The sequence below is a fragment of the uncultured Rhodococcus sp. genome, assembly GCF_963525155.1.
Lineage (GTDB): Bacteria > Actinomycetota > Actinomycetes > Mycobacteriales > Mycobacteriaceae > Rhodococcus_F > Rhodococcus_F qingshengii.
This window is the reverse complement of sequence record NZ_CAURKP010000315.1, coordinates 1-3,567: the sequence shown is the minus strand read 5'-3', so window position 1 is coordinate 3,567 and position 3,567 is coordinate 1. Positions and strand designations below refer to the sequence as shown.

Annotated in this window: 4 protein-coding genes; 1 reads left to right on the top strand and 3 read right to left on the bottom strand. The window is 63.4% G+C overall.

Going from position 1 to position 3,567, the window contains the following annotated elements:
* Positions 1 to 517 (bottom strand): AMP-binding protein (locus tag RWT78_RS28825; protein ID WP_314682815.1); only part of this gene is annotated, 517 nt, incomplete at its 3' end.
* Positions 518 to 694: 177 nt separating this feature from the next.
* Between RWT78_RS28825 and RWT78_RS28820 the strand changes: the two genes are divergently transcribed.
* The gene (locus RWT78_RS28820; RefSeq protein ID WP_047270911.1) at positions 695 to 1,966 is read left to right on the top strand and encodes an MFS transporter; all 1,272 of its coding nucleotides are present in this window, start codon (positions 695 to 697) and stop codon (positions 1,964 to 1,966) included.
* Between the two features lie 4 nt (positions 1,967 to 1,970).
* On the opposite strand, the gene RWT78_RS28815 is transcribed toward RWT78_RS28820, so the two are convergent.
* Positions 1,971 to 3,011 (bottom strand): hypothetical protein, encoded by a 1,041-nt coding sequence (locus tag RWT78_RS28815; protein ID WP_314682810.1) that lies wholly within the window; start codon positions 3,009 to 3,011, stop codon positions 1,971 to 1,973.
* Positions 3,008 to 3,567: carboxyl transferase domain-containing protein (locus RWT78_RS28810; RefSeq protein WP_314682807.1), on the bottom strand; the 560-nt coding region annotated here is incomplete at its 5' end. The genes RWT78_RS28815 and RWT78_RS28810, both read right to left, overlap by 4 nt.

Here is a 3,567-nt window from a genome sequence, read left to right as displayed (position 1 = left end):
ACGCCGTCACGAGCACCACTGGACCGGCGTCGTCGATACGGGTTGCGAGCTCCTTGGCCGCAAAGCCGCCGAACACCACCGAATGCACCGCGCCGATTCGCGCACACGCGAGCATCGCGATCGCAGCCTCGGGGATCATCGGCATGTAGATGATCACGCGGTCGCCCGCCACCACACCCTGATCTTTCAAGACGCCGGCGAAGAGTGAGACCTGCTCGAGCAATTCGGCGTAGGTGTACGTGGCCTTGGTGGGGACCATCGCGGAGTCGAAGATCAACGCGGTCTGATCGCCGCGGCCGTCGCGGACGTGCCGATCGAGGGCATTGAAGCTGGTGTTGAGCGAAGCATCCGGGAACCAGCGATAGATCGGCGCGGCAGAGTCGTCGAGAGCCTTGGTGGGGGCGACATCCCAGTCGACGGCCCGCGCAGCGTCGAGCCAGAACTTCTCCGGCTGATCCATGCTCTCGCGATATGCGTCGGCATACGTGGTGTGGGACGCCTGCTCGGAAGAGCTCATCGACGTGTGTCCTCTCGTGAACTTCGCTTACCGGTGACCTGAAACACCTTAGGTCACCGTCAGTGCGGTGCGCCTCAGTAGCGGTGCGGGTACCGTCCCTTTGCGCCGGGCGGCCCTGTCCCGTCGGCCAGTGGCGCGCAGGGGTGGGATAGGCCAGGGACTGAAAGGGGGATCGATGTGACAGGTGCAGCGCAACGCGCAGGCTTCTGGGGAGTCCTCGCTCTGCGTGACTTCCGACTTCTGTGGACCGGCGACGCAGTCAGCGGTATCGGAAACGGTGTCACGACCGTCGTACTGCCGCTGATCGCGCTTCGCGAACTGGACGCGAGTAGCTTCCAGATCGGTGTGCTGGCATCAGCAGTGTGGTTGCCGTGGTTGATCGTCGGACTACCAGCCGGTGCCTGGATCGACCGGCTGCCTCGGCGCCCGATCATGATGATCGCGAACGCTGCGTGCGCGCTGTTCTTCGCGAGCATCGCGATCGCCGGCTTCCTGGAGGCGATGACATACGGCCACCTGCTCCTGGTCGCGCTGCTCACCGGTACAGCCACCGTCTTCTTCCAGGCGGCCTATCACTCGTATCTCCCCACGGTGCTCGCCGAAGCGGATCTTGTCGAAGGGAACTCGAAGATTCAGGGCGCCGAGGCCGCAACTCGGGTGATCGGCCCAAGCGTCGGTGGGCTGGTGGTTGCAACTGTCGGGCTCGCGGCCGGTCTGGTTGTCGACGCGTTCACGTTCGCCTTCTGCTTCGTATGCATCTGGCTGATTCGTGTGCAGGAGACCGTCCATCGCGGACAGAATCAGCGAGAACCGTTGCGACGCCAGATTGCGCTCGGACTGCGATTCGTCGCCGGTGATCCGTATCTGCGGTCGATCGTCGTCTACGGCACTCTGCTCAATTTCGGTCTCACCGGGTACTCCACGATCCAGATCGTGTTCCTGGAAAAGACGGTTGGCGTGGGGGAGTTCGGACTCGGGCTTCTCCTGGCGATTGCCGGGGTGGGCGGAATTGTCGGATCGATGATCGCGCGCCCGCTCGGCCGCAGATTCGGCACTGCCCGAAGCGTTCTCACCTGTCAGTTGGTGACGGGACCGTTCATCCTGTTAGCACCTCTGACGACGTACGGTGCCGGCCTGTTCTGGTTCTGCATCGGCGGCATGGTGATGGTTGCGGGCGTCGTGTCGTGCAACGTGGTGCTCGGCAGTTTCCGTCAAAGTTACTGTCCGCCGGACCGCCTCGGACGAGTGGTGGCAACGAGTATGTTCCTGCTGCACAGCAGCATTCCGCTCGGTGCTCTGACGGCAGGCTACCTCGGCGACGCGGTGGGACCGCGCGGGACGATGTGGATCATGGCCTGCCTGATCGCGCCGTGCGGATTGGTCTTGCTCTTCAGCCCCCTCCGCGGAATCCGCGATCTACCGAGTCGGCCTGCAGTCCCACTGCGGTAGAGGATTACTGCGGTAGAGCTGCGGCGGACTCTTCGCTTCGAATCGCGATGCGGAGAGTCGCGAGCATGAACAGTGACACCGCGAATCCGAAAAGCGCGCCGAACTGGTCCTGTGTGAACAGATAAACCTGCGTCACCAGAAGGCTCACGATGAGGGATGCACGCAGGAGTCTCAGGGCTCGCAGGTACGGACCGCGGAAGAGGAACCACACTCCCAGAACCACAAGAACTCCGGTTGCGACGGTGGAGATCTGGACCACCAGGTCGGAGACGTCGTCGGCCTCGACGACGTTCTCGGAAACCAACGCGTAGATCACCTGGACAATCGCCAGAAGAGCCTGCAGTACGAACAGGGTCAGTACCAGTCGGCGGACGACCCGGTGCCGGAGCAGTTCCTCGGCACGGTGGAAGAACGCGTTGCGGCCACGAGTGATCTTCGATTCGATACCGCCGGTCGGCGGAGTCTGTGAATGCAGGCCGGCCTTGATCGAATCGACGAGGTCGGTGAGGCTGCGGTCTTCGACGCCGTCGAGTACGCGGAGGGCGTGGTTGTACTGGATCTCGTCTAGCTGACCGAGAGCGAGGTCCGAGAGCGCTCGCGCCCCGATGGCGAGCCGATGACGATCATTCATTCCGCGCCGAATCACCACCTCGCGCGCGGCAAGATAGAAGAGAACGAAGACGACGTACATGATCGCGATGGCAGGCTGGTAGAAGTAATCGACGTCGGCGGTGACGAATTTTCCGACCTCGTCGATGAAGAGACCGAACCCGATTCCGCCGACGAGCGTGGCCAGGTCAAGCGTGCGAGAGCCTTCGGTGATGGCGGTCGCCACGATGGCGACGGCCATCAGCAACCCGCCCCAGAGAACGTGTGCGATGTGGAGGGCGCCGCCCCCGATCTGGGGATAGCCCGTTGCCGCCAGATAAGCGCGGGTGATCAGCACGGTGGCGACGCCGGCGAACAGGAACAATTCGAAACGAGCGAGTGCCGCGCGGTCGTAACTGTGCGGCAGCGTCAGCGCATTCCGGTCCTTCGTCGTCATTGCGGAACTCCCAGGTTTCGATAGCGCGCGATACGGGAGGCCTGGCGATCGGTGTCCGACTCTTCGGCAAGCACGAAGAGTTCGTGCGCTATCGCAGCCCCTACCCTCTTGGAGAATTCCACGGGTTCGTCGGCCGCGTCAGGCGTTTCGGGAATGATCGCGTCGATCACGCCGTCTCGAAGCAGATCCAACGAACGAATGCCCTGCGCTGCCGCCATCTCCGGTGCGTGACTGATGTCGCGATGGACGATCGCGCTTGCGCCTTCCGGCGGCAGGGGAGCGAGCCACCCGTTCTGTGCCGCGAGTACCCGATCGGCGGGCAGCAGCGCGAGCGCCCCGCCGCCTGTTCCCTGACCGAGCAACACCGACACTGTCGGGGTCTTCAGCGTCACGAGGTCGGCGATGCAACGGGCGATCTCAGGGGCCAGTCCACGTTCTTCAGCTTCTTTGGACAGCGACGCGCCCAAAGTGTCGATCACGAGGACAAGCGGGAGTTGTAGTTCTTCGGCAAGTTTCATGCCCCGTCGTGCTTCCCTGAGCGCGGCCGGTCCCATCG

What these genes read in the sequence shown, in the direction of transcription:
- RWT78_RS28815 (WP_314682810.1), bottom strand. Translation starts at nt 3,011, where the DNA reads ATGACGACGAAGGACCGGAATGCGCTGACGCTGCCGCACAGTTACGAC.